Origin of the sequence: Kitasatospora sp. GP82 (assembly GCF_029892105.1) — a bacterium.
Taxonomy (GTDB): domain Bacteria; phylum Actinomycetota; class Actinomycetes; order Streptomycetales; family Streptomycetaceae; genus Kitasatospora.
Map to the genome: position 1 here is coordinate 1 of NZ_JARZAJ010000050.1, position 21,431 is coordinate 21,431.

At 71.3% G+C, this 21,431-nt stretch carries 20 protein-coding genes and 1 riboswitch; of the genes, 10 read left to right on the forward strand and 10 right to left on the reverse strand.

The genetic code is table 11. The features are described from left to right. Positions 1–82: 82 nt before the first annotated feature. From P3T39_RS32105 to P3T39_RS32140, 8 genes are all read right to left on the reverse strand, one after another. A complete protein-coding gene (locus tag P3T39_RS32105; RefSeq protein WP_280702762.1) occupies positions 83–1,498 on the reverse strand; it encodes an FAD-binding protein in 1,416 nt (471 codons plus the stop codon). 48 nt (positions 1,499–1,546) lie between these two features. Then, complete coding sequence (locus P3T39_RS32110) at positions 1,547–2,140, reverse strand: antibiotic biosynthesis monooxygenase (protein ID WP_280702763.1); 594 nt, start codon at positions 2,138–2,140, stop codon at positions 1,547–1,549. A gap of 136 nt (positions 2,141–2,276) precedes the next feature. Next, positions 2,277–3,257 (reverse strand): nitronate monooxygenase, encoded by a 981-nt coding sequence (locus tag P3T39_RS32115; protein ID WP_280702764.1) that lies wholly within the window; start codon positions 3,255–3,257, stop codon positions 2,277–2,279. Between the two features lie 275 nt (positions 3,258–3,532). Then, a complete protein-coding gene (locus P3T39_RS32120) occupies positions 3,533–4,657 on the reverse strand; it encodes a LysR family transcriptional regulator (protein ID WP_280702766.1) in 1,125 nt (374 codons plus the stop codon). A 95-nt stretch (positions 4,658–4,752) separates the two neighbouring features. Then, the gene (locus P3T39_RS32125) at positions 4,753–5,424 is read right to left on the reverse strand and encodes a TetR/AcrR family transcriptional regulator (protein WP_280702767.1); all 672 of its coding nucleotides are present in this window, start codon (positions 5,422–5,424) and stop codon (positions 4,753–4,755) included. Positions 5,425–5,598: 174 nt separating this feature from the next. After that, a complete protein-coding gene (locus tag P3T39_RS32130) occupies positions 5,599–6,315 on the reverse strand; it encodes an HAD-IB family hydrolase (RefSeq protein ID WP_280702768.1) in 717 nt (238 codons plus the stop codon). Then, the gene (locus P3T39_RS32135) at positions 6,312–7,658 is read right to left on the reverse strand and encodes an acyl-CoA dehydrogenase family protein (protein WP_280702769.1); all 1,347 of its coding nucleotides are present in this window, start codon (positions 7,656–7,658) and stop codon (positions 6,312–6,314) included. The genes P3T39_RS32130 and P3T39_RS32135 overlap by 4 nt, the downstream gene beginning before the upstream one ends. Beyond that, positions 7,652–8,869, reverse strand: a complete 1,218-nt coding sequence (locus P3T39_RS32140; RefSeq protein ID WP_280702770.1) for an AfsA-related hotdog domain-containing protein — start codon at positions 8,867–8,869, stop codon at positions 7,652–7,654. Before P3T39_RS32140 ends, P3T39_RS32135 begins: the two co-directional genes overlap by 7 nt. 170 nt (positions 8,870–9,039) lie before the next feature. Between P3T39_RS32140 and P3T39_RS32145 the strand changes: the two genes are divergently transcribed. After that, complete coding sequence (locus P3T39_RS32145) at positions 9,040–9,684, forward strand: ScbR family autoregulator-binding transcription factor (protein WP_280702771.1); 645 nt, start codon at positions 9,040–9,042, stop codon at positions 9,682–9,684. 192 nt (positions 9,685–9,876) lie between these two features. Here the strand turns inward: P3T39_RS32145 and P3T39_RS32150 are convergent, their stop codons facing one another. Beyond that, positions 9,877–11,400 (reverse strand): carboxylesterase family protein, encoded by a 1,524-nt coding sequence (locus P3T39_RS32150; RefSeq protein ID WP_280702772.1) that lies wholly within the window; start codon positions 11,398–11,400, stop codon positions 9,877–9,879. Positions 11,401–11,667: 267 nt separating this feature from the next. On the opposite strand from P3T39_RS32150, the gene P3T39_RS32155 reads away from it, so the two are divergent. The 6 genes from P3T39_RS32155 (at position 11,668) to P3T39_RS32180 (ending at position 17,705) form a co-directional block, all read left to right on the forward strand. After that, positions 11,668–13,047, forward strand: coding sequence for a hypothetical protein (locus P3T39_RS32155; RefSeq protein WP_280702773.1), 1,380 nt, complete (start codon positions 11,668–11,670; stop codon positions 13,045–13,047). A gap of 173 nt (positions 13,048–13,220) precedes the next feature. After that, positions 13,221–13,397, forward strand: a riboswitch (M-box (ykoK) riboswitch). A gap of 333 nt (positions 13,398–13,730) precedes the next feature. After that, on the forward strand, positions 13,731–15,389 hold the full coding sequence (locus P3T39_RS32160; RefSeq protein WP_280702774.1) for a divalent metal cation transporter: 1,659 nt from the start codon (positions 13,731–13,733) through the stop codon (positions 15,387–15,389). Between the two features lie 98 nt (positions 15,390–15,487). Beyond that, the gene (locus P3T39_RS32165; protein WP_280702775.1) at positions 15,488–15,811 is read left to right on the forward strand and encodes a hypothetical protein; all 324 of its coding nucleotides are present in this window, start codon (positions 15,488–15,490) and stop codon (positions 15,809–15,811) included. 122 nt (positions 15,812–15,933) lie between these two features. Beyond that, positions 15,934–16,347 carry a winged helix-turn-helix domain-containing protein gene (locus tag P3T39_RS32170; RefSeq protein WP_348534413.1) on the forward strand — a complete coding sequence of 138 codons (414 nt, stop codon included), beginning with the start codon at positions 15,934–15,936 and terminating at the stop codon, positions 16,345–16,347. Positions 16,348–16,391: 44 nt separating this feature from the next. Next, positions 16,392–17,123 carry an MgtC/SapB family protein gene (locus P3T39_RS32175; protein WP_280702776.1) on the forward strand — a complete coding sequence of 244 codons (732 nt, stop codon included), beginning with the start codon at positions 16,392–16,394 and terminating at the stop codon, positions 17,121–17,123. Positions 17,124–17,213: 90 nt separating this feature from the next. Next, the gene (locus P3T39_RS32180; RefSeq protein WP_280702777.1) at positions 17,214–17,705 is read left to right on the forward strand and encodes a hypothetical protein; all 492 of its coding nucleotides are present in this window, start codon (positions 17,214–17,216) and stop codon (positions 17,703–17,705) included. 50 nt (positions 17,706–17,755) lie between these two features. Here the strand turns inward: P3T39_RS32180 and cynR are convergent, their stop codons facing one another. Further along, entirely contained in the window at positions 17,756–18,655 is a 900-nt protein-coding gene (gene cynR, locus P3T39_RS32185; protein ID WP_280702778.1) for a transcriptional regulator CynR, read from the reverse strand. A 135-nt stretch (positions 18,656–18,790) separates the two neighbouring features. On the opposite strand from cynR, the gene P3T39_RS32190 reads away from it, so the two are divergent. The 3 genes from P3T39_RS32190 to P3T39_RS32200 all read left to right on the forward strand — a co-directional run bounded on the left by P3T39_RS32190 (position 18,791) and on the right by P3T39_RS32200 (position 21,339). Continuing rightward, positions 18,791–19,405, forward strand: a complete 615-nt coding sequence (locus P3T39_RS32190; RefSeq protein ID WP_280702779.1) for a carbonic anhydrase — start codon at positions 18,791–18,793, stop codon at positions 19,403–19,405. Between the two features lie 85 nt (positions 19,406–19,490). Continuing rightward, complete coding sequence (cynS, locus tag P3T39_RS32195) at positions 19,491–19,961, forward strand: cyanase (RefSeq protein ID WP_280702780.1); 471 nt, start codon at positions 19,491–19,493, stop codon at positions 19,959–19,961. Positions 19,962–20,505: 544 nt separating this feature from the next. Further along, positions 20,506–21,339 carry an SDR family NAD(P)-dependent oxidoreductase gene (locus P3T39_RS32200; RefSeq protein ID WP_280702781.1) on the forward strand — a complete coding sequence of 278 codons (834 nt, stop codon included), beginning with the start codon at positions 20,506–20,508 and terminating at the stop codon, positions 21,337–21,339. The last annotated feature ends 92 nt before the right edge of the window (positions 21,340–21,431 follow it).

Genomic DNA, 21,431 nt, shown 5'->3' on the forward strand with positions numbered 1-21,431 from the left:
GTGGATGTCGAGGGGCCGGCAGCCCTGGGGGTGGCTTGCCGGCCCCTCGACATCCACCCTTCGCCCGCCGGGGGCGCGGTGGTCAGCCCTGTGTGGCGATGTGCTGGGCTGCGAGCCGGCCGAAGGTGAGCGAGCGCAGCACCGAGGTGGCGGGCGGGTACTCGTGGTAGAACAGCCCGGTGATCTCACCGGCCGCGTACAGACCGGGGATCGGGGTGCCGTTCCCGGTGACGACCCGGCCGTTGAGGTCGGTGCGCAGCCCGCCGTAGGTGAAGCAGATCGCAGCGGTCACCGGCACGCCGATGAACGGCGCGGTGTCCAGCGGGGTGGCCCAGTTGGACTTGGGCGGGGTCAGGCCGACGGTGCTCTTGCCGTCCAGCCGGGTGTGGTCGAACTCGCCGGGGCCGACCGCCGCGTTGAACTCCGCGACGCTCTTCTCGAGCTGCTCGGCGTCCACCCCGAGCTTGTGGGCGAGCTCGCCCAGGGTGTCGGCCTGCTCCGGCGGGACGTCGCTCAGCAGGGAGTTCATGATGCCGGGGATGGCCAGGGTCTTGGCGTCGGCGATCCAGTACGCCTCCTGGTCCTGGTTGCGCCAGATCTCGAAGCCGATGTGCTCGAAGGTGTTGTCCCAGGTGTCCTTGCCCTCGTCGAAGAAGCGCTCCAGCTTGCTGTTGAGGAAGATCCCGGTGGGGTAGCCGTAGAGGACCGCGTCGGCCTTGTCGGTACGACGGTCCACCGGCTCGGCGTGGATGCCGTCGAACTGGCCTGCCGTGTCGGCGCCGAGCTCCAGCGCCATCCGCAGGCCGTCGCCGCGGTTGTTGGCGATGCCGGGAGCGATCAGCGGCAGGTCGCACGCGTTCTGGCCGAGATAGCGGGTGAGCATCTCGGCATTGCCCTGGAAGCCGCCGCAGGCCAGTACGACGGCCCGGCCGGCCAGCCGCTCGGTGCGGCCGTCGGCGCCGCGCACCAGCACGCCGTCCACGGTGCCGTCCTCGGCGACGCTCAGCCGCAGCGCCTCGGTCTGGTAGCGGATGTCCACCCGGGGGTCGTTCTCGATCCGGGAGGCCAGCGCCTCCACGATCGAGGCGCCGCCGCCGCGCGGTGCGCAGGGAGGGGTCATGGAGGGCTTGCCGGCTTCGAAGGTGTGCGGCAGCGGGAACTCGTCGAAGGCCAGCTCGACGCCGCGGTCCTCGATGAACTTCAGGGTGGCGGGGGTCTCCTGCTCCAGCAGTCGCATGTAGCCGTCGTCGGCCAGACCGCCGGCGGCGCGCTGGACGCGGTCGGGCCAGTCGGTGTCGAGTCGGCGCTGCTCGTCCACCCGCAGGAACGCACCGGTCCAGCGGGTGGCCCCGCCCCGGTCCTGCTCGGCGGAGCGTTCGAGGACGGCGATCCGGGTGGGCTCGGCGCGGTCGGCGGTGGCCTCGGCGTAGGTGACGGTGGCGGCCAGTCCGGCGGCGCCGAAACCGATCACAATCAGGTCGTACTGTGCTGGGCTCATGAGTCTTTTCCTTGGTAGGGCAAGGTGGTCGGACGTGGGGGAGGTGGATCAGCGCGCGGGGTTGATGACCCGGCTGGTGCGGTACAGGCGGAACCTGGCGCTCTCGGTGGTCTTGGCGAAGTCCGCGTAACGGCGGGAGAACTCCGGGTCCTGGAAGATCGCGGCGAACTGCTCCTCGCTCTCCCAGGCGGCGAAGTTGATGACGGTGTCGTTCTCCACGCTGGTCAGCAGCCGCGCCCCGCGGAACCCGTCGGCGGAACCCGCGACATGGTCGACCACATGGGCGAGCGCGTCGATGGACTGCTCGGCGTTCTCGGTGAGCGCGACGTTGACCAGCAGTACCGGCGCACCCGGCTCCGGCGCGGTCACCACGCCCGGGCTGACGACACCACGGGGCTCGAAGCCGTCGGTCTCGTACGCGGCGACGCCGAGCTGGTGCCACGGGTCGCTCTCGATGAGCTTGCGCAGTTCGTCGGCGTCGAGATCGGCGGTGACGACGATGGCACCGCCCTCGGGACGCGGCCCGCTGAGCAGGATCCGGCCCGCGTCGGCGTGCTCGCGGACCCATGCCTTGTGGGCGGCCATGCTGGCCTCGACGGCCGGCCGGGGCTGGAGGTAGCTGAGCTTGAGGATGTGAATCACGGTGGTGTCCTTGTCGGTTGCTCGACTGCGCGGGTTCCCTCGCGCAGTACTCGGGTGCTCGGGCGGGCGCCTGCCCAACTGCCGGGTCGGGTGCTCGGGTCGGGTGCTCGGGCCGGATACTCGGGGCGGGTGCCGCTCAGCCGCGGGTCGCGGCGCTGACGCGGGCGATGACCGACTCGGCCTCGGTGACCAGTTCGCGGACCAGCTCACCGGCCGGGCGGATGTCGTTGACCAGGTCGACCACCTCACCGGCGAACATGGCGCGCTGCTGCACGTCGTCCGCGGCGACGGCGGCGGCCCAGTCCGGCTCGACCTCCGCGCGGTGGGCGATCAGCTCGTCCTCGCGGTGGCCCCAGGTGCGGTAGAAGTCGTTGGCCACCGCGCGGGCCGGGTAGGCCCGGTCCCACGGGATGCCCCGGACCTGGTCGAAGATCCGGGTGTTGACGGTGTCGGCGGCCCGCGTGGTCGGCAGTGTCGCCTTGAAACCGGGCGTCGCCAGCGACTCCTCGGTGGCGGTGAAGCGGGTGCCCAGCATCACGCCGTCGGCACCGAGGGCAAGACAGGCGGCCAGGCCCCGTCCGTCCGCCACACCGCCGGCGGCGATCACCGGAACGGCGCCTTGGACCAGGTCGACGATGGTCGGGATCAGCGGCATGGTGGCCCGGACCTTGTGGTGGCCGCCGGCCTCGGCGCCCTGGGCGATGAGCGCGCTCGCGCCGGCCGCCAGGGCTGCCTCGGCCTGCTCGGGCTCGTGCACCTGGACCACCGCGTGGGCGCCGGCCGAGCGTGCCTCCGAGACGTAGCGGCGCACCTGGTCCGCGTTCCCGAAGGAGAGCGCGACCACGGGCGGCGCATAGCCGAGGACCTTGTCCCAGAGGCCGGGACGCTCGTCGAAGGTGAACATCACGCAGCCGGCGCCCCAGACGCCGCCGCCCGCCGCCGCGATCGGCAGATGTTCGTCGATGAAGGCGGCGTCGCCGTAGCTGACGCCGACCAGGCCCAGCCCTCCGGCAGCAGTGACCGCTGTGGCCAGCCGGCCGCCGGACACCGATCCCATGGGCGCGGACACCACAGGGTGGTCGATGCCGAGTAGTTCGGTCAGCTTGGTCTTGAGCATGCGGACTCCCTGGACGGAAGGCTGGTGGTGGAGAGGGAGGCGATGCGCTCTCCCTGTGCTCAACACACTAGGCAGCGGTACCAGTTGACGTCCAAGACCGGAAGTGAGTGGAAGCCATCAGCTCCAGCCTATGTCCCTTTTGAAACAAGGAAGTTGACGATGCATCATATGACTGAACGTCACAAGACCCGCCTCCGGAGTCACCGGAGGCGGGTCTTGCGAGGGTGCGGAATTCGGTTGTCCGGGCCGGTTGTCCCAGCCCCCGCGACGGCGTCTCAGTCCGTGTCGAGCAGCGGCCACCGCTGTTCGGCGGCCACCTCGCGCAGGATGCGACCCGGCGGGGTACCGCCGAGGGCGGCCAGCGCCAGCTGCTCCCGGGGGGCGTCCCCGGCGGCCCACGGGAGCCAGGTCAGCTCCGGGAGGCCGCGAACGGCGGACCGCGGGCGCAGCGCGACCAGGTTGGGGGTGGACCGGAGCGTGTGGACGAACAGCGCCTGCTGGTCGATGGCGATCGGCAGCAGTTTCGGCTGCCAGCCCAGCAGGGCCAGTTGGGCCAGTAGGGGATGGGTGTGGTCCGGGCCGCGTTCGGTCCGGGCCGACCAGAGGATGTGCTGCTGGGTCAGCTCGTCCCAGGGGAGCGAGGACCGGATGGCGAAGGGGTGATGGGCCGGAACGACGATCCCGAGCGGCTCGTCCCAGATGGTGGCGGAGACGATGCGGGGATGGCTCAGCGGAGCCCGGACGATCCCGAAAGTGATCTCGCCGTGCTGGAGCAGTTCGAGCTGCCGCTGGGACGGGACGCACTGGAACTGCACCGGGGAGAGCGGCTCCTCCGGCTCCCTGGCGGGCAGTCGTGAGGCGAGCGCGTCCTCCACCGTGCCCAGTACCTCGGACGGGATGTCGGCGCAGATGCCGACGGTCCAGGTCCCGCGCTTGGGTGCGGCGGCGTCGATGGCGGCGCGCAGCTGGCTCGGAATGCCCTCGACTCCGCGCAGGAACACCCGCCCGGAGTCGGTGAGTTCGACCCCTCGCGAGCTTCGGGTGAACAGCGGGGCACCCACCTTTCGTTCCAGCCGCAGGATCTGCTGGCTCAGGCTGGGCTGCGAGATGTGGAGCTCCTCCGCAGCGCCGGACACCGTGCCGACTCGGACCACCGTCAGGAAGTAGCGCAGGTGCCGTACGTCGACGTCATCGGCCGACTGGGCCGGACGGGAGGGCTGCTCCCGCCCCGCCGGTGCCCGGCGCTGGGGGGTGGTCGGGCGTCGGGTGGCCGTGGGGCGCTGGGGAGGGGCCGGGCGCTGGCCCGTGGGCGGGTGCTGCCCTCTCGCTGGTCTGGCGGTCGGTGCCGGCGCCGTCGTGACTGAGCGGTCGGTGGCCCTGTGCTGCTGTAGCGCAGTCATCTGTCGTCCTCGCTAAGCGTCGTGTGGGGCAACTGGCGTTCTTCGGGGGCGAGAATCAGCATCGCACCAGGAAGGTTCCTTCTGGAAGGTATTTTTTATGATTCTGACGTATCGCTTACGTGGTAGCCGGATCCCACCTCGCCGTGGATCATCGTCAGCAGCAGCCGGGCCTCGTCCTCCCAGCGGGAGCCCTGGCGGCCCGAACCCCGGGGATGTCCGGCGTGCTGCGCCGAGCTGACGACCGTGAGCAGCAACTGTGCCACCAGCTCAGGGCGGTAGGGCCGGGGGATGCGTCCCGCCTCCTGGGTCGCCCGGGCCAGCGACAGCATGACCCGGTAGATCTCCCGCAGGATGGCGGGGCCGTCGGCGGCGGACTGGGAGCGGTCCGCGATCAGCCGGGCGGCGGCGCGCAGTCGTACCTCGCTCCGCAGCCGGCGGCCGATGTCGAGGGTGAGGCGGTGCAGCGCCGTCGCGGTGTGCGCGTCTCCGTCCGTCTCGCCCCGCCCGCGGCCGGTGCGACCCTCCGTGTCCTCGGCTCCGCCCTCGTAGGTGTGGCGCAGTTGGCGCCAGGTCTCCTCGGCCTGCTGGACGAGGGCGGCGGCGAGCTGCTCCTTGGAGGTGAAGTGCCCGTACATCGCCCCCTTCGACATGCCGATTCTTCCGGCGACCGTGAGGAGGGTGGTGTTCGCGTACCCCTGGGTGGCGAACTCCTCGGCGGCGGCGTCGAGTACGCGCTCGCGGGTGCGGAGGGCCCTCTCCTGAGTCAATGCCGTCGTCCCTTCGGGTGGGTGGGTGCGTCCGGCCGGGCGCACTGAGGGTCTTTCAAAAGATACCATCCCAAAGGAATGTTTTCGGCTGAGGGAGACGGGGAGGCGGTGGAGCGCCTCCCCGCTGGTTCGGCATTGCCGCCACCCGCTACGGAAAACGGTACTGACGGCCGGTCAGGAGAGTGGAGAGTGCCTCAGGGCGCCGGCGGTGGCCGGAACGGTCCGCCAGCCCAGCCGCTCCGCATGGTCGAGCAGGACGGGGTCCTCCCCGACCACCGCGGGGTTTCCGACCGCCAGCAGCAGCTGGAGGTCGCTGGAGTGGTCCCCGTAGGCGGAGCAGTCCGTCGGGTCCACCCCCCGTGCGGCCATCAGGGCGGTGGCCGCCTCCGCCTTGGCCGGGCCGATCATCGGCCGGTCGACCTCCCCGGTGAGCACCCCGTCCGCGCTGCTGAGCTGTTCGGTGCAGATCGGGACCGCGCCGCCCAGGTCCTCGGCGAGCGGGGCGAGCAGCGCGTGGCAGGAACCGGAGACCAGAACCACCGTGTCACCCTTCGAGCGGTGGCGGTCCAGCGCGGCGACGGTGGCCGTCACAAAGGCGTCGGGCCGGGCGCGATGCTGCCGGTACCACTGCCGCGTGGCCTCCTCCAGCCGAGCCAGCCGGACTCCGGCGAACCGGCGGTAGTACGTCCGGTTCAGCGCACTGCGGTCCGCGCCGAGGCGCTGCAACTCGGTCAGCTGCTCTGCCGCCTGTGCGCCCCGCGCGGCCTCCTCCGGTGCGTAGCCGCCCCAGAACCTCCAGAAGTCGAGCATGCCCTTGACGGCGATCACCGTCTCGTCGACATCGAAGAAGGCGAGGCCGGCCCGTGCGGGTGCGGGTAGAACGCTGCTCATTCGGCGCCACCGTCCGTGCTCCGGCCGGTACTGCTGCCGCTAGCGGTGTCGAAGGCTGCTCCGGCATACGCCGTGGCGGCGGTCTCGAAGCGCAGAGTGCCGTGTCCGGCAGCGGTGTTGATGTCCCGCCACCGCTGCTGGACAGGATGGCCCTCGGACTGGGCGCGCACGCCGAGGGAGCGGAAGAGGCGGTCGACCGAAGCCGAGCAGAGCTGGACGGCCGCCACCGCGTCGCGCTGGTTCTGGGCCACGGCCAGTGCGGTGACATCGGCATGGTCGGCACGTTCGGCGACGGACTCCAGCAGCAGCTGCGAGGCTCGGATCTCCGCCGAGGACTGGGCCAAGGTTGCCTGCAACTGTGCACTGTGCCAAGCCGGTTCGCCATCAGGCCGGCGGCGTCCGGCCACGTCGGCCTGCCAGGCGTCCAGGGCACCCCGGGCGGCTCCCAGGATCGGCATCGCGAACAGCAGACCGGCGACCATCGGGTACGGCACCGAGTGGCAGCGGGCGGCATCGGCTGCGGGATGCAGCAGCCGGTCCAGGGTGACGGTGCGGTGCTCCGGTACGAACACCCCGTCAAGCTCGACCGAGTTGCTGCCGGTGCCGCGCATGCCGAGGGTGTGCCAGGTGTCGAGTACGGTCACCTCGGCGCGTGGGACGGCGAAGATCCGGTGCTCGCGGGCGGGCGCGGACCGGCCCGCGTCCACTCCGTCCCCGGGCCTCGCGGCGTCGGCCCCGCCGGAGAAACCGGAGAAACCGGAGAAACCGGAGAAACCGGAGAAACCGGGGGAGCCGGGGGAGTTGGTGGCCTCGGAGCCCTCGCCGGGCTGGGTCCAACTCGCGAACAGCACCCAGTCGGCGTGCTCCACCCCGCTGGCGAACGACCACTGACCGGCCAGCCGCCAGCCGCCCGCCACCGCGGTCGCACTGCCCTGCGGCGGAACCACCGAGGCGGCGATTCGCACGTCCGGGCCGTCCGCCCACAGGTCGTGCTGGGCCTGTTCCGGCAGGTAGGCGGCGAGCCGCCCGTGCGATGCGTAGAGGGTGGCGCACCAGGCGGTCGAGGCACACGCCTCGGCCACCGCGGAGGAGGCCGCGAGCAGGGAGCCGAAGGAGCCGGCCAGGCCGCCCCAGCGAGTGGGGACGAGATGCCGGGCAAAACCCGCTTCGGTGATGGCAGAGGCCAACTCCGTTGAGATGTGGCGCTGTTGTTCGACCTCGGCGGCGCTGAGCCGCGCGAGTCCGGCGACCCGGAGGGCGGCGGACTGCAGCGTCGCGGCCTGGTGCGCGGAGGACTGGCGGAGGGACCGGGAGGGGACTGCGGCGCGTCCGGTGGTCAGCAACGGATGCCTCCCCGGGTGCGGAGGCCACGGTGGGCAGTGCCGCCGACCGGGTGGACGGTGTGCTGTTCGGCGCTGTCGCCCGTGATGCGGGAGGGGAGGTCCCCGGGGGAGAGCGCGCTGCCGCTCATCAGACCGCTGGCCAGGATTCGTTCACCCTGCTGGGCGGTGAGGCGGACGGTGGTGCGGCGGCTGCCGGACCCGCCCGTGGGCGAGAGGTCTCCGCCGAAGGAGGGTTCGGCCACGGCGGTGATCGTGACGGGGATGTCCAGCTCGCCGAAGGACCCGAAGGCGGTGGAGGCAGAGGTCAATGTCCAGAGCGTGGGGGCGACCTCGGACGCCGTGGCCTCGGCGGCCGCGAGGTGCGCGGCCTGCCGGAAGGCCTCCAGGAGCAGCATGCCGGGGATGTGGTCGCACTCGTGGTCGAACAGGACCGGGTGGTCCGTGTTGACCCGCAGCAGCCAACTGTGCGGCGGGCCACCGGGATTGATGGCGAGGAGGACGTCCTCGTCGTCACGGTATCCGACGGCCATCGGCGGTACCGGAGGGGTTGCGGCCAGGGCGGTGGGCACCTGGAGCAGGGCCGTGTCGAGCGGCTCGGGGGTGGCGGCTCGGCTGCGCAGTGCGCGGTAGCGGCGGGGGGCCAGGGCCTCCCAGCGGATCGAAGCCCGGCCGTACCTCGTCCCGCCGATGTGGAGCGTGGCCTCCAGCACCATGCCGACCCGGCCCGGCCGGTCCACGGTGCGGGCCAGTGTGCAGTCGAGGACGACCGGAAGAGCGGACTGTTCTCCGGTGAGCGGGCCGGGGGTTAAGCCGGGGAGTAAGGCGGGGGCTAAGCCGACGCCCCCATCGGGCAGTTCGGGTGCATCGAGGTCGAGATCGAGGTCGAAGAGGACGAAGTTGTGGTCGACCGGTATGTCGTAGAAGGCGTGTGACAGGTGGATGACGCTCTGCCGGACCGTCTCGATCAGCAGGAGCGGGTCGCTGCTGCCGCCGGTCAGGTCCGCGTTCAGGAACCGCTCGCGCGGCCAGCGCGCGGCGACGGCGAAGCGGTCGGCGTGGATGCGCACGGCATCCGTCAGCAGGACCTCTCCCTGGGCGGCCTTGTGCACGGCGGCGGCCGGGAAGGCGGGCTCGAAGGAGAGCCTGCGGCCGCAGCGGTCGGACAGGGCGGTGCCGGACGCGGAGAACGGCGGTAACGATGGCTTGTACATGCTTGATCCCCCCAGCAGCAATGGACGAGAGCAGGGCACCCCGGACCGGCAGCGCCGGTCGAGTGCAGCCTGGCTGCTTCTCGAAAATATACTTTCCGGAAGGTATATTGCAACAGGCCAATACGGCCGCGGACCGGGGCAGCGATGCCCGCCACGAGAGGTGAGGAACCGTGACCAAACCACCGGGCGTCGATGCCTTTGTCGGCAAGGTGTTCGCCGACCGCAGTCCCGATCTCCGGCAGAGCCGGGCCATGCGCACGCGCGTGCATGTCCTGCGATGCGCGGCCGAGGTGTTCGCCGAGCGCGGCTTCGGGGCCAGCTCGGTCAAGGACGTCGCCGATCGGGCCCAACTGACCAAAGGCGCCGTCTACTTCCACTTCCCCAGCAAGGAACTGCTGGCCACTGCCGTGGTCGAGGCGCTCTACGAGCGATGGCCGGTGATGCTCGCCGACGTGCAGCAGGAGGAGCTCGGCCCGCTGGGGACCGCCAGGGAGATGCTCGACCGCACGGCGGTCGCGTTCCGGGACGACCCGATCGTCCAGGCGGGCGCCCGGCTCCAGATCGAGCGCGATCTGATCGAGGCCGAGCTGCCGCCGCCCTACTCGGACTGGACCGCCCTGCTCACCGGCCTGCTGGAGGAGGCCCGCGCGGCCGGGGAGCTGCGCGAGGGCGTCGATCCGGGTGCCGCTGCCCGGACCCTGGTGGCGGGCTTCTTCGGCATGCAGCACATCTCCGACAATCTGCATCGGCGCGCCGACATCATGGAGCGTTGGGCGGAGGTCCGCTCCCTGCTCTTCTTCGCCATCACCGGCTGATTCGCCATCACCGGCTGACCTCCTCACCATTGCCGGCCGTCGCGGCGCGGCCCCCGCACGTCCGCGCCGGCGGCCGGGCCGGGCCACGCCGTTCCGGTCGCGCTGCGCCGCCCGCGTCGTGCTCGGGGCCGGCGCACGACGGGCCGGTGCGCGGGCGGGCCGTCGTACGGACTGGGCGTCGTGCGTTGGTGGTCAGTGCAGGCCGAGCGCGGCCATGGGGTGTCCGGCCCAGATGGCCCGCGCGGCCTCGTGCGGGTAGCGGGTGACGCTGCTCCCGGTGTCGAAGATGCGGGTGAGGCGGGCCTCGGGGGAGTAGCGCCGCCAGTCGGCCATCCCGGTGGCGGCGAAGTCGGCCCAGGTCTGGCGCATCAGGGCGCCGAGTACCTCGGTCTCGGGCGCCGGCGGGTCGGAGTGGAAGGGGTTGGCCACGCCGGGGGTGTAGGTGCCGAAGACCAGCGGGACCTCGCTGCCGTGGCAGGCGCCGAAGACACCGCCGAGTTCGCGGGCGGTGTGTGCGTACTCGTAGAGGTAGGTGGTGCCGCCCGAACCGGTGTGGGCCTGGGCGAGCCGGACGGTCGGCATCCTGAACAGCCAGTCGGAGTGGGCGAGTTCGTAGAGCGTGCCGGCGTCTGCCGACGGATGGGCGGCGCGGTAGGCGATGACCGGGTCCGGACCCGGCACGAAGGTGCGCAGCGCGTGCTCGGCCTGCTCCTCGCCGATCCTGCCGAGCAGTCCGCCCGCGACGAGGTTGAGCCGGTACTCGTCCCGGGTGTGGCCGATCAGCAGTTCCGTGTCGCGCGCGCTGCCTGTGGCGACGGCCGCCCACGGGTCCTGCGGCAGCACCTCGCCGTCCACGACCGGGGCGAAGGGCAGCATGGCCTCGGCGACGGGGCCCCAGCGGTCTGCGTACTGGAGCATCTTCGCAGTCAAGGAGCTGCCTGCGTCGACCAGTTGCTGCGGCGTGAGCTCGCCCAGGGCCGCTGCCTCGGCGGGGCGGCCGACCTGGGCGGCGATCTTGCCGGCGATGTCCCGGGCGAGCTCGCTGGTGAAGTAGAGCCGCGGCACGCTCTGGAGGATGGCCCGCTGGAACAGGCCCGAGGCGCTGGGCATGGCCAGCAGCGCCGCGATGGAACCGGCGCCCGCGGACTGCCCGAACGCCGTCACACAGCGCGGATCGCCGCCGAAGGCCCCGATGTTCTCCCGTACCCAGTGCAGCGCCGCAACCTGGTCGAGCAGCCCGCGGTTGGCCACCGCGCCGTCCAGGTGGGCGAAACCCTCCACTCCCACGCGGTAGTTGAACGAGACCACGACGACGTGGCCCTCGTGGGCGAGCCGGGCCCCGTCGAAGGTCGGCACCGAGCCGTCCCCGGCCAGATAGGCGCCGCCGTAGAACCACACCAGGACGGGGAGGTCGGCCGAGCCCGGATCGGGAGTCCAGACGTTCACCGTCAGCCACTCGTGCTCGTCGGCCGTGCCCGGACCGCCGGTGGGCAGGGTCATCCCGAGGCAGGGCTGCGGCGCGGCCGGGCCGAAGGAGAGCGCGTCGCGCGCGCCGTCCCAGGGGAGAGCCGGGGCGGGGGCGGCGAAGCGCAGCGGGCCGACCGGCGGCTGGGCGTACGGGATGCCCCGGAAGGAGGCGACGCCCGCCGAGGCGGCGCCCCGGACGATGCCGAGGGTGGTGCGGATCTCGGGGAACGCGGGCAGGGATGTGTTCACGGTGCACCTCGCACTTCAGCGGGTCAGCGGCTGCTGCCCCCTTCGGCTCATGACCTTAGCAAATAAGTGGGGACATCTCCCCAGTTGTCCCCGGATGTACGGACGACTGCTTGTCGTCCGGTTAGCCGTCAGGACGTGCTGGGCAGAATGCTGACTCGCCGCTCCACCGAGCCCGAGCCGGTGCGCCCCCCTGCGCGCCCCGCGCACTCCGAACGCCGAACGCGTCCCCGGACCACCGGATCGCACAGAGTCGAGAGAAGGGCCGAGATGCCACAGTCACTGGGCCGCGCCGTTGTCCTGGGCGGCAGTCTGGCCGGGCTGCTGCACGCCCGGGTCCTCGCCGAGGCCGGTTGGCGGGTCACTCTGGTGGAGCGCGACCGGCGGTCCGAGGGCGCGCAGTTCGCCGGCGGAGTCCCGCAGGCCCGGCAGGCGCATCTGCTCATGCCCGCCGGACTGAACGCCATCGAGCGGCTGCTGCCCGGAACGACGGCGCTGCTCACCGGGGAAGGGGCGCAGCGCTTCGGCCTGCCCACCGACATCCGCTGGCTGACCCCCGCAGGGTGGCTCGACGGCTTCTCGCCGCGGCACACCATCGTCAGCTCCACCCGGCCGCTGATCGACTGGGCGCTGCGCCGCCAGGTGCTGCCCCATCCCGGGATCGAGGCGCGCGACGGCCTGGAAGCCATCGGGCTGACGGTCGGCGGCCGCCGGATCACGGGGGTCCGCTACCGCGAGCGCGGCGGCGGCGAGCGCTCCTCGGCGGTGCTGCCCGCCGAGCTGGTCGTGGACGCCACCGGCCGCACCTCCCGTACCCCGCAGTGGCTGACCGATCTCGGGCTCGCTGCTCCCGAGGAGAGCGTTGTCGACCAGGGCGTCAGCTATGCGACCGGGCTGTTCCGGCGGGTCGACGGCGGCCTGTCGGGCGGCCGTGCGATGTATCTCCAGCCCAGGGCGGGCCGCAATCCGCGCTTCGGGGTCCTGCTGCCGGTGGAGGGGGACCGGTGGATCGTGACCATCGGCGGGATGCGCGGTTTCAGCGCGCCGACCGACCTCGGAGGGTTCCTCGCCTTCGCCCGGGAGCTGCGCGCGCCGGACCTGTACGAGCTGGTCGGCGGTCTGGAACCGGCCGGCCCGATCCACGGGTTCCGCCCGCCGCCCAGCCGTCGGCGCCACTTCGAGCGGCTGGCCGATCTCCCCGAGGGACTGCTGGTGGTCGGCGACGCCGCCTGCACCTTCAACCCGATGTACGGGCAGGGCATGTCGGTGGCTGCGCAGTCCGCGCTCGCCGTGCACGGTCTGCTCGGTGGCGGGGCAACTCCCGGGGCGAGAGGCGATGTCGGGCTTCCCGCGTTCACCCGGCGGGCCCAGCGCGCGGTGTTCAGGGCGGCGGAGGCGGCCTGGCAGATGTCCTCCTCCGAGGACCTGCGCTACGACACCACCGTCGGCGGCCGCCGAGGTCTGTTGCTGAAACTCCAACATGCCTATCTGGACCGGGTGTTGACCGCCGCCCGGACCAACCGGGTGGCGCAGGGTGCCTTCATCGACACCCTGTCGCTGACTGCCGGGCCGACCCGTCTCTTCGCGCCCGGTGTGCTCTGGCAGGCCGTCCGGCACGGCGGTGCCAGGGGGCGCCGCGCCGAGGACTGAGCGCGGGCTCAAGCCAGCGGGGATGCGAATGCAGCTGTGGAACCGGAAGGTTCCCGTTCCGGACCGGTAAGTTCAGTCAAAATTAGGTAAATGTGGTCGGCGGGCTCTGCTGGCGGGTCTACGCTTGACGAGGTTTGCAGCGCTTGTTGCAAGACAGCGCTCGTTGCAAGAACTAGGCACCTCGTTCGGTGAGGCGTCTTCACGGACACAGGCCACTGATCCCAACCGTCGAGAGACGCTCCGGATCAGGACAGATCTTCCCGACCTAAGGGTTGATCCCAAGTGGCTTCCCGCCCCGGTGGCGGGATTACGCCGTGAAGTGCCAAAGCTCTGACGAGTTGGGGTGAACCGGCCGTTCCGGCTGGTCCGCTCCTTGCCGTGTCGATACGGCGCATCCGTGCGCCCCGGCCGGAAGGAGGCGAGAGACATGGATTCGAGTTGCAGTAGTCCGGGCCATAAACGGCCCCACATCCGCATGTCCTCGTACTCCATCGGCACGCGGTAACCACCCTCTCTGCGAGCATTTCCGACGCTTCCTCAGCTCGGCACGCCGTTATGTCGCCATGCCTTCATGTCGCCATTCCGTGATTTCGCCATGAGCTGCTTCGGCGTGCGCCCGTAGGGGGGATTGCTGCCGCGTGCCCCCGAACTCTCCCCCTACTGGGGGGTCAGGGAGGTTCGCCATGACCGACACCACCACGGTGACCGCAACCACCGCACCCACGATCCCGGCACCCCGCGCCGCGGTTCTCGACGACGCCCACATCGGCGACATCAAGGGCGCGCTCGGCACCATCAGCCTCGACGACACCACCGCCCGCCACGGCCTCTCCGCCAAGCTGAAGACGTTGCTCGCGATCATCGGCCCCGGCCTGATCGTGATGGTCGGCGACAACGACGCCGGGGCCTTCGCCACCTACGGGCAGGCGGGCCAGAACTACAGCACCCACCTGCTGTGGACGCTGCTGCTGCTGATCCCGGTGCTGTACGTCAACCAGGAGATGGTGCTGCGCCTCGGTGCGGTCACCGGCGTCGGCCACGCCCGGCTGATCCTGGAGCGCTTCGGCAAGTTCTGGGGCGCGTTCAGCGTGATCGACCTCTTCCTGCTCAACGCGCTCACCCTGGTCACCGAATTCATCGGCATCACCCTGGCGGCCGGATACCTCGGACTGCCCAAGGTGGCCTCGGTGGTCCTCGCCGCCGCCATCATCATCGCCTCGGCGTTCACCGGCTCGTTCCAGCGCTTCGAGCGGATCGCCATCGCGCTCTGCGCCGGTTCGCTGCTGCTGATCCCCATCTACTTCCTGGTCCACCCGAAGACCTCCCAGATGGCGCACGACTTCCTGGTCCCCAACATGCCCGGTGGCGCCGGTGAGCTGTCGACCGTCATGCTGCTCATCATCGGCATCGTCGGTACCACCGTCGCCCCCTGGCAGCTCTTCTTCCAGCAGTCCTACGTCATCGACAAGCGGATCACCCCGCGCTTCATGAAGTACGAGAAGGCCGACCTGGTCATCGGTATCGCGGTCGTGGTCATCGGTGCCGCCGCCATGATGGGCTTCACCGCCGTGGCCTTCGCCGGTACGGACGGCGTCGGGCAGTTCACCGACGCGGCCGGGGTCGCCAAGGGCCTGGCCGACCACGCGGGCAAGGTGGCCGGCGTGCTCTTCGCGATCGCCCTGCTGGACGCCTCGATCATCGGAGCCTTCGCCGTCTCGCTCTCCACCGCCTACGCCATCGGCGACGTCCTCGGTCTCAAGCACTCGCTGCACCGCGGTGTCGGCAGCGCCAAGGGCTTCTACGCCGTGTACGCCGGTCTGGTGGGGCTCGCCGCGGTCATCGTGCTGATCCCCGGTTCGCCGCTCGGCCTGCTGACCGAGGGCGTGCAGACCCTGGCCGGTGTGCTGCTGCCGTCCGCCTCGGTCTTCCTGCTCCTGCTCTGCAACGACCGCGAGGTCCTCGGCCCCTGGGTCAACGGACCCAAGACCAACGCCTTCACCGCGGCCGTCGTCGGTGTCCTGGTCACCCTGTCGGTCATCCTCACCGCCGCCGTCCTCTTCCCGGACATCAGCGCCGGAACGATCCTGCAGATCATGGCCGCCTGCGGTGTTATCGGAGTGCTGGCCGCCGGGTACTCCTTCACCCGCCGCCGTACCGCCACCAAGGAGGACCCGGTCGACCGCACCGGGCGCGACGACTGGCGGATGCCGCCGCTGGAGACCCTGACCAAGCCGGTGATGTCCACCGCTCGCAAGATCGGCATGGGCGCCCTTCGCAGCTACCTGCTGGTCGCGATGATCCTGGTCATCGTGAAGATCGTCCAGGTCGCGCTCTCCCAGTGACCTGCCCCGGGGGGCGGCGGTGTCGCCTCCCCGGGCCACCCCTCACTGCCACCGGCCTCATCCCATCAACTCCCCTGCGGAGAAAGGGAGAACACGCCATGCGAGTGACCCGGTGCCGACCCCGGTCGGCCTGCTGCACCCCTGACCCGATCAACGGCGCCGCCCGGCGGGCCCACAGCTGCCCGCGCCTGCGCCTGACCCTGCACGACGGCACCGAGCGCGCATACCGCCTCGACGACCCCGGCAGCTGCCCCGACTCCGGGACGCCGAACCGAGCCGACTCCGCGTACGAGCCCCGCGTCCACCTCGCGTACCTGCTGGCCCGCCAGGGCCACCACGCCGCCTGGCTCGCGCACTTCGCCGACCTGCCGCTGCCGGCCGCGCGCCGGATCGCCGAGGCCGCGGAGCAGACCGCCGCCTGATCCGGCTCTGCGCCCCGCGCCGCATCTTCCCGCAACACGCCGAGCCCTGGCCTCGGCACGCCCTCTTCGCGAATCAGACCCCGCCGTCACGAATCAGACCCCGCACCGCCAAGGAGGCCGATATGGTCGTGCGCTACCCACGGCTCAACGTCATCTTCTCCGACCGCCACACCGCACCGCCCGCGCTCCACCGGGTCGAGGCGCCCACTGCCCACGCCCGGGGTGGGGCCGCCGCGCCGCCGCACCTGCTGGTCGACCACTCCTTCCGGGTCGCCTCCGTCGACGGACGCGAACTGGAGCTGACCTACCTGGAGTTCGAGCTCCTGGCGCACCTGGTGGCCCATCCGATGCAGGTCCACTCGCGCCGCCGGCTGATGGAGGCCGTCTGGGAGCGACCCGACAACGGCGACACCCGGACCATCAGCACCCATATCGCACGGCTCCGCCGCAAGCTCGGCCCGGGCCACCGCGCCAGTATCGCCACCGTTCGTCAGATCGGCTACAAGTACGACCCCCGACTGGCCGTCGCGGCCTGACGCCGCGTCAACTACGTTCAGCACGAGATTGAGGAGGTGCCCCGATGCACACCATGACCACGGTCGAGTTCGTTCTGCGACTGGCCACCGGCGTCGCCTGCGGGGCGCTGATCGGCGTCGAACGCCAGTGGCGCGCCCGGATGGCGGGCCTGCGCACCAATGCGCTGGTCGCCGCCGGTGCCACCCTGTTCGTGCTGTACAGCGAGGCTGTCGGCGACACCGGCAGCCCGACCAGGGTCGCCTCCTACGTCGTCTCCGGGATCGGTTTCCTCGGCGGAGGTGTCATCCTCCGTGACGGCGCCGGAGTGCGCGGGCTGAACACGGCTGCCACGCTGTGGTGCTCGGCCGCCGTCGGGGTGCTCGCCGCCTCCGGACGCTACGACCTCGCCGCCATCGGCACCCTGGCCGTACTGGCCGTACACCTGGTGCTTCGCCCGGCGGGCCGCCTGATCGACCGGGCCCCCTCCTCCGGCAGCGACCCCGACGAGACCGTCCGCGCCACCGTCCACCTGGAGTGCGAACGCAAGGCGGAGACCCACGTCCGAGCCCTGCTGCTCCAGGCGCTGGCCGCCTCCGGCCTCGCCCCGACCGGGCTGCGCGCCCACCGCGAGCGGGGCGAGGTCACCGGAGTCCGGGCGACGGTGGCGGTCACGGGCGATGTCACGGCAGCGCTGGAGCAGGTCGTCTCCCGGCTCTCCCTCGAACCCGCCGTACGGGACCTGCACTGGCACCTGGAGGACAGCGCGGGCCACCCGGAGGACGAGGCGCTCGCCTGAGACCGCCCGGCCGCTCCTGCGGCATGGCTGGCGTCGTACTGCGCTGGATCGGCGCCGGAGTGCGACGGAGACTGGAAGAGGAGGTGCCCGTTGAAGCTGCATTCCGACCGCCGGACGGGCGAGGGACTTATGGTGCTCGGCGTCCTCGCCCTGCTCCTGCTGGAGATGGTCGCACTCGCCGTCTCGCCCGTCGAGGACCGGGTGGTGATCGGCGGAAGCCTGATCGGTGCCGCCGTCGCCGCCTTCGTCATCGCCGGGGCGATGGTGCACAGCCGCCGCTCCGCCACCAGAAGGGCGCACCCGGCCGGTCCTGTGCTGCCGCCGGGCGGGCAGTGGTACGGCGTGGACGCACTGGAGGGCTTCCCGGCGGAGGCCCTGGGCCGCCTGCTCCCGGCCTCGGCCGACCCGCACCAGGAGCTTCTGCACACCGCCTGGGTGCTCGCCAACCACGGCCGCGACGCCGCCTGGATCAGCCACCACCTCGACCTGCCCGCCGACGTCGCCCACCTCCTCGTCGACACCGCGAAGCACCGCGGAGTGCCGAGCCGGGGAATGCCGGTCCGGACCCCGCCCGTCGGCTGAGCCGGAGTCCGCCGGCTGTGTCCCCGGCGCCTTCGCGGGTGAGCCGGTGGTCAGGCGGGGGCGTAGCCCTGGTCGTGCACCCAGCTCCGCGCGAGCTCGGTGAAGGCGCGGGCGGCGGTGCTCTGGTAGGCGGTGTCCCGGCGGAGCAGTGTCACGGTGCGCGAGGGCAGGGCGGGCTGCAGGGGGACGGCGTGCAGATGCGGGTGCTCACGGGTGATGGCGTCGGGCAGCACGGTGGCGAGGCCGCTTCCTCTGACGATCTCGACGAGTGCGTTGACCGAGTCGGCCTCGACGGCGATCTGCGGGCGGACCCGGTGCTCGGCGAGGTGCCGGTCGATGTGCCGCCGGGTGGCGAAGTCGCCGCTGAGGAGGGCGAGTCGGTGCGTTCCGAGGTCGTGGATCGGCAGCGGCTCCCGGCTGCTCGCGGCCGGGTGGGCGGCGCCGACGACGAGGCTGAGGGTCTCGGTGAACAGGGCGGTGCCGGTGATCGCGGGCTGGTGCGCTCCGCCGAAGGCGATGCCGAGGTCCAGCCGGTCGTCGAGGAGGTCGGATTCGATGCGGTCCTGCGTCATCTCGTGGATGTTCAGGGTGATCCCGGGATGGCGCGTGTGGAAGCCGCCGACGAGCGGTCCTGTCAGGTAGGCGGTGAAGGTCGGGGTCATGGCCAGCCGGAGGGTGCCTTGCGAGAGGTCCCGGACGTCCAGCACCGCGCGTTCGGCGGCCGACAGATCCCGTAGCGCCTGGCGCGCGTAGCGGGCGAAGCCTTCGCCGGCGTCGGTGAGGCGCACGGTGCGCCCGGAGCGGTCGAGCAGCTGGACGTGCAGTGCCCGCTCCAACTGCTTGATCTGCTGCGACAGCGTCGGCTGCGAGATGTGCAGGGCCTCGGCGGCGCGGGTGAAGTTGGCATGCTCGGCCACGGCGAGCAGGTACCGGAGGTGGCGCAGTTCCATGAGCCCAACTATAGACATGGTCGATCGGTTCTATTGATCTTGCGTCTTGGACGCTATAGGTGCAGGTCATGCATCGTTGAGCTCGTCGGAACAAGCAACACCGGACGTCGAAGAAGCGGAAGAAGGAGTGACCCCATGAACGAGATAGCGGAGGGCTTCCAGCGGTTCAGCCGGGACGTGTTCCCCACCCAGGCGGCTCTCTTCAAGAAGCTCGCGACCACCCACCAGCCGACCGCCTTGTTCATCGGCTGCTCGGACGCCAGGGTCGTTCCGGAGCTGATCACCCAGACCGATCCGGGCGAGTTGTTCGTCATCCGCACCGCGGGCAATCTGGTGCCCCCGTACATGCAGGGTGCGGACGGCGTCGCGGCCAGCATCGAGTACGCGGTCAGCGTGCTCGGCGTGGCGGACGTGATCGTGTGCGGGCACTCCGCCTGCGGTGCGATGACCGCCCTCGCCTCCGGCGGCGACCTCACCGGACTGCCCGCCGTCGCCGGCTGGCTGCACCACGCCGACGCCTCCAAGGCCCGCACGGACGCGGGGGAACACCTGGTCGGCGTGGAGCGGGTCGCCGCCCTCGTACGGGACAACGTCCTTGCCCAGCTGGCCAATCTGATGACCCACCCGTCCGTGGCCAAGGCCCTGGTGCAGAACAAGGTGACCCTGCACGGCTGGGTCTACGACATCGGGACGGGCACCGCCGAGATGCTCGACGTCGACAGCGGACGGTTCACCGCGCCGGCCGGCTGACCGCGCCACCTCCCCCTCCACACACACACCCACGCCCGATCCGGGCGCACCCGCCCCGGATCTCCACCCCTGAAAGGCTCCCACCATGGTGCACGCCCAGTTCGACCAGAACGCCCGTCAGCAGCTCGCCCTCCAGGTCGTCGACGCCAAGACGCGCAAGGACCTCACCTGGCAGCAGCTGGCCGACGCCACCGGCCTGTCCGTGGCCTTCGTCACCGCAGCCCTGCTCGGCCAGCACCCTCTGCCCGAGGAAGCGGCCAAGGCCGTGACCGGGCTCCTGGGCCTGGACGAGGACGCCGCACTGCTGCTCCAGACGATCCCGCTGCGCGGCAGCATCTCCGGCGGCATCCCCACCGACCCGACCATCTACCGCTTCTACGAGATGCTCCAGGTCTACGGCACCACCCTCAAGGCCCTGGTCCACGAGCAGCTCGGCGACGGCATCATCAGCGCCATCAACTTCAAGCTGGACGTGAAGACGGTCGAAGACCCCGAGGGCGGCCACCGCGCGGTGATCACCCTCGACGGCAAGTACCTGCCCACCAAGCCGTTCTGAGCCCCGCGGTGGGCCGGGACTCGACCCCCGTCCCCGGCCCACCCGGCACCGACCCCCGCAACGGCGGCGAGCGCCGCGTGGCCGGATCCCTCACCTCGGCCTGATCCGTCCTGTTGCGTCGGGCATGTCCACAGGACTGATGGGACATCAAGGATTCATCAGGGAGAGTGAACCCGTCTTGCCCGGTGGTTCGCCGGTCCACTTCAATGAGGTCATGACCTGCTCGACACGCCACCACGACCGCCCGCCGCATCCGCGGGCGGGGGCTGTTGTCGCGGTCTTCGTCGCCATCCGGTAGCGCTTCCTCCCCGCGGAGCCTCTCCCGGTAGCGCCGCAGGCGGGCTCCCGGCGTACCTGGCCGGAGCCCGCCCGCGAACTTCCGCCGGGCCGTCGTCCTTCGACCGCCCGGCGGAGTTCCGCATCCGTGCACGTGCGCAAGGCGCGTACGGATCTCGCAAGTACACACCTCGCAGTCCCGGCCCCCGGCGCGCTGATCCTTCTGCGCGGCGGCACCCCGGGATGCCTGCAACCTCTTGGATGGGTCATGCCCGACGCAGTCCCCTCGTCCCGCGTTCTGTCGAACCGCACCGCTCTGGTCACCGGCGCCTCCTCCGGTATCGGTTGGGAGAGCGCCCGCCTGCTCGCCGAGCACGGCGCCACCGTCATCGTGCACGCGCGAACCACCGGGGAGGGTGAGGACGCCGTCGAGCGACTGGTGTCCGCCGGGGTCCAGCGCGACCAACTCATCGCGCTGGCAGCCGACTTCACCCGACTGGCCTCGGTCTCGGTGCTCGCCGGGACGGTCGCCCGTACGGTGCCCGCGCTCGATCTGCTGATCAACAACGCGGCGGTGATGGCCCCGGAGCGCTGCACCCTCACCGACGACGGCAACGAGGTCTCGCTCCAGGTCAACTTCCTGGCGGCGCACCTGCTCGCCAAGCAGCTCCAGGCCCCGCTGACGGCGGCCAAGGGGGCCAGGGTCGTCAATGTGTCCTCCTCGCTGCACCGGACCGCCGCGATGAACTGGACCGACCCGCACCGGGTCAAGAAGTACTCCCGGGTCGCCGCCTACGCGCAGTCGCAGCTCGCACTCACCATGGCCACCCGCGACATGGCGCCCGAGGGCTCCGGCATCACGGCGGTCAGCCTGAACCCCGGTCTGTGCGACACGGCGCTGCTGCCCCTGTACGGGCGCGTCGGCGCCCCGCCGGCCGAGGGTGCGGCGGCGGTGGTCCGCCTCTGCCTGCCGGACGTGCCGCTGGTCAACGGCGAGTACTACGACGGCGGCGACATCGCGCCGACCGCCCAGGCCGTGCACGAGGAGCGTTCCCGCCGTCGGCTCGCCAAGCTCGCCGACCAGCTGGTGGCCAGCGCCTGACTGTCCGTCAGGAAAATAACGCGCGTCAGAAGAGGGGCAGTACCCGCATGTCCAAGCGCGCCCGTAAGAAGAAGGCCCGCCGCAAGAAGAAG

What these genes read in the sequence shown, in the direction of transcription:
- P3T39_RS32120 (WP_280702766.1), bottom strand. Translation starts at nt 4,657, where the DNA reads ATGACTGCGCTACAGCAGCACAGGGCCACCGACCGCTCAGTCACGACG.
- P3T39_RS32170 (WP_348534413.1), top strand. Translation starts at nt 15,934, where the DNA reads ATGGTCGTGCGCTACCCACGGCTCAACGTCATCTTCTCCGACCGCCAC.
- P3T39_RS32165 (WP_280702775.1), top strand. Translation starts at nt 15,488, where the DNA reads ATGCGAGTGACCCGGTGCCGACCCCGGTCGGCCTGCTGCACCCCTGAC.
- P3T39_RS32115 (WP_280702764.1), bottom strand. Translation starts at nt 3,257, where the DNA reads ATGCTCAAGACCAAGCTGACCGAACTACTCGGCATCGACCACCCTGTG.
- P3T39_RS32190 (WP_280702779.1), top strand. Translation starts at nt 18,791, where the DNA reads ATGAACGAGATAGCGGAGGGCTTCCAGCGGTTCAGCCGGGACGTGTTC.
- P3T39_RS32140 (WP_280702770.1), bottom strand. Translation starts at nt 8,869, where the DNA reads ATGTACAAGCCATCGTTACCGCCGTTCTCCGCGTCCGGCACCGCCCTG.
- P3T39_RS32155 (WP_280702773.1), top strand. Translation starts at nt 11,668, where the DNA reads ATGCCACAGTCACTGGGCCGCGCCGTTGTCCTGGGCGGCAGTCTGGCC.
- P3T39_RS32130 (WP_280702768.1), bottom strand. Translation starts at nt 6,315, where the DNA reads ATGAGCAGCGTTCTACCCGCACCCGCACGGGCCGGCCTCGCCTTCTTC.
- cynS (WP_280702780.1), top strand. Translation starts at nt 19,491, where the DNA reads ATGGTGCACGCCCAGTTCGACCAGAACGCCCGTCAGCAGCTCGCCCTC.
- P3T39_RS32105 (WP_280702762.1), bottom strand. Translation starts at nt 1,498, where the DNA reads ATGAGCCCAGCACAGTACGACCTGATTGTGATCGGTTTCGGCGCCGCC.
- P3T39_RS32200 (WP_280702781.1), top strand. Translation starts at nt 20,506, where the DNA reads ATGCCCGACGCAGTCCCCTCGTCCCGCGTTCTGTCGAACCGCACCGCT.
- P3T39_RS32175 (WP_280702776.1), top strand. Translation starts at nt 16,392, where the DNA reads ATGCACACCATGACCACGGTCGAGTTCGTTCTGCGACTGGCCACCGGC.
- P3T39_RS32160 (WP_280702774.1), top strand. Translation starts at nt 13,731, where the DNA reads ATGACCGACACCACCACGGTGACCGCAACCACCGCACCCACGATCCCG.
- cynR (WP_280702778.1), bottom strand. Translation starts at nt 18,655, where the DNA reads ATGGAACTGCGCCACCTCCGGTACCTGCTCGCCGTGGCCGAGCATGCC.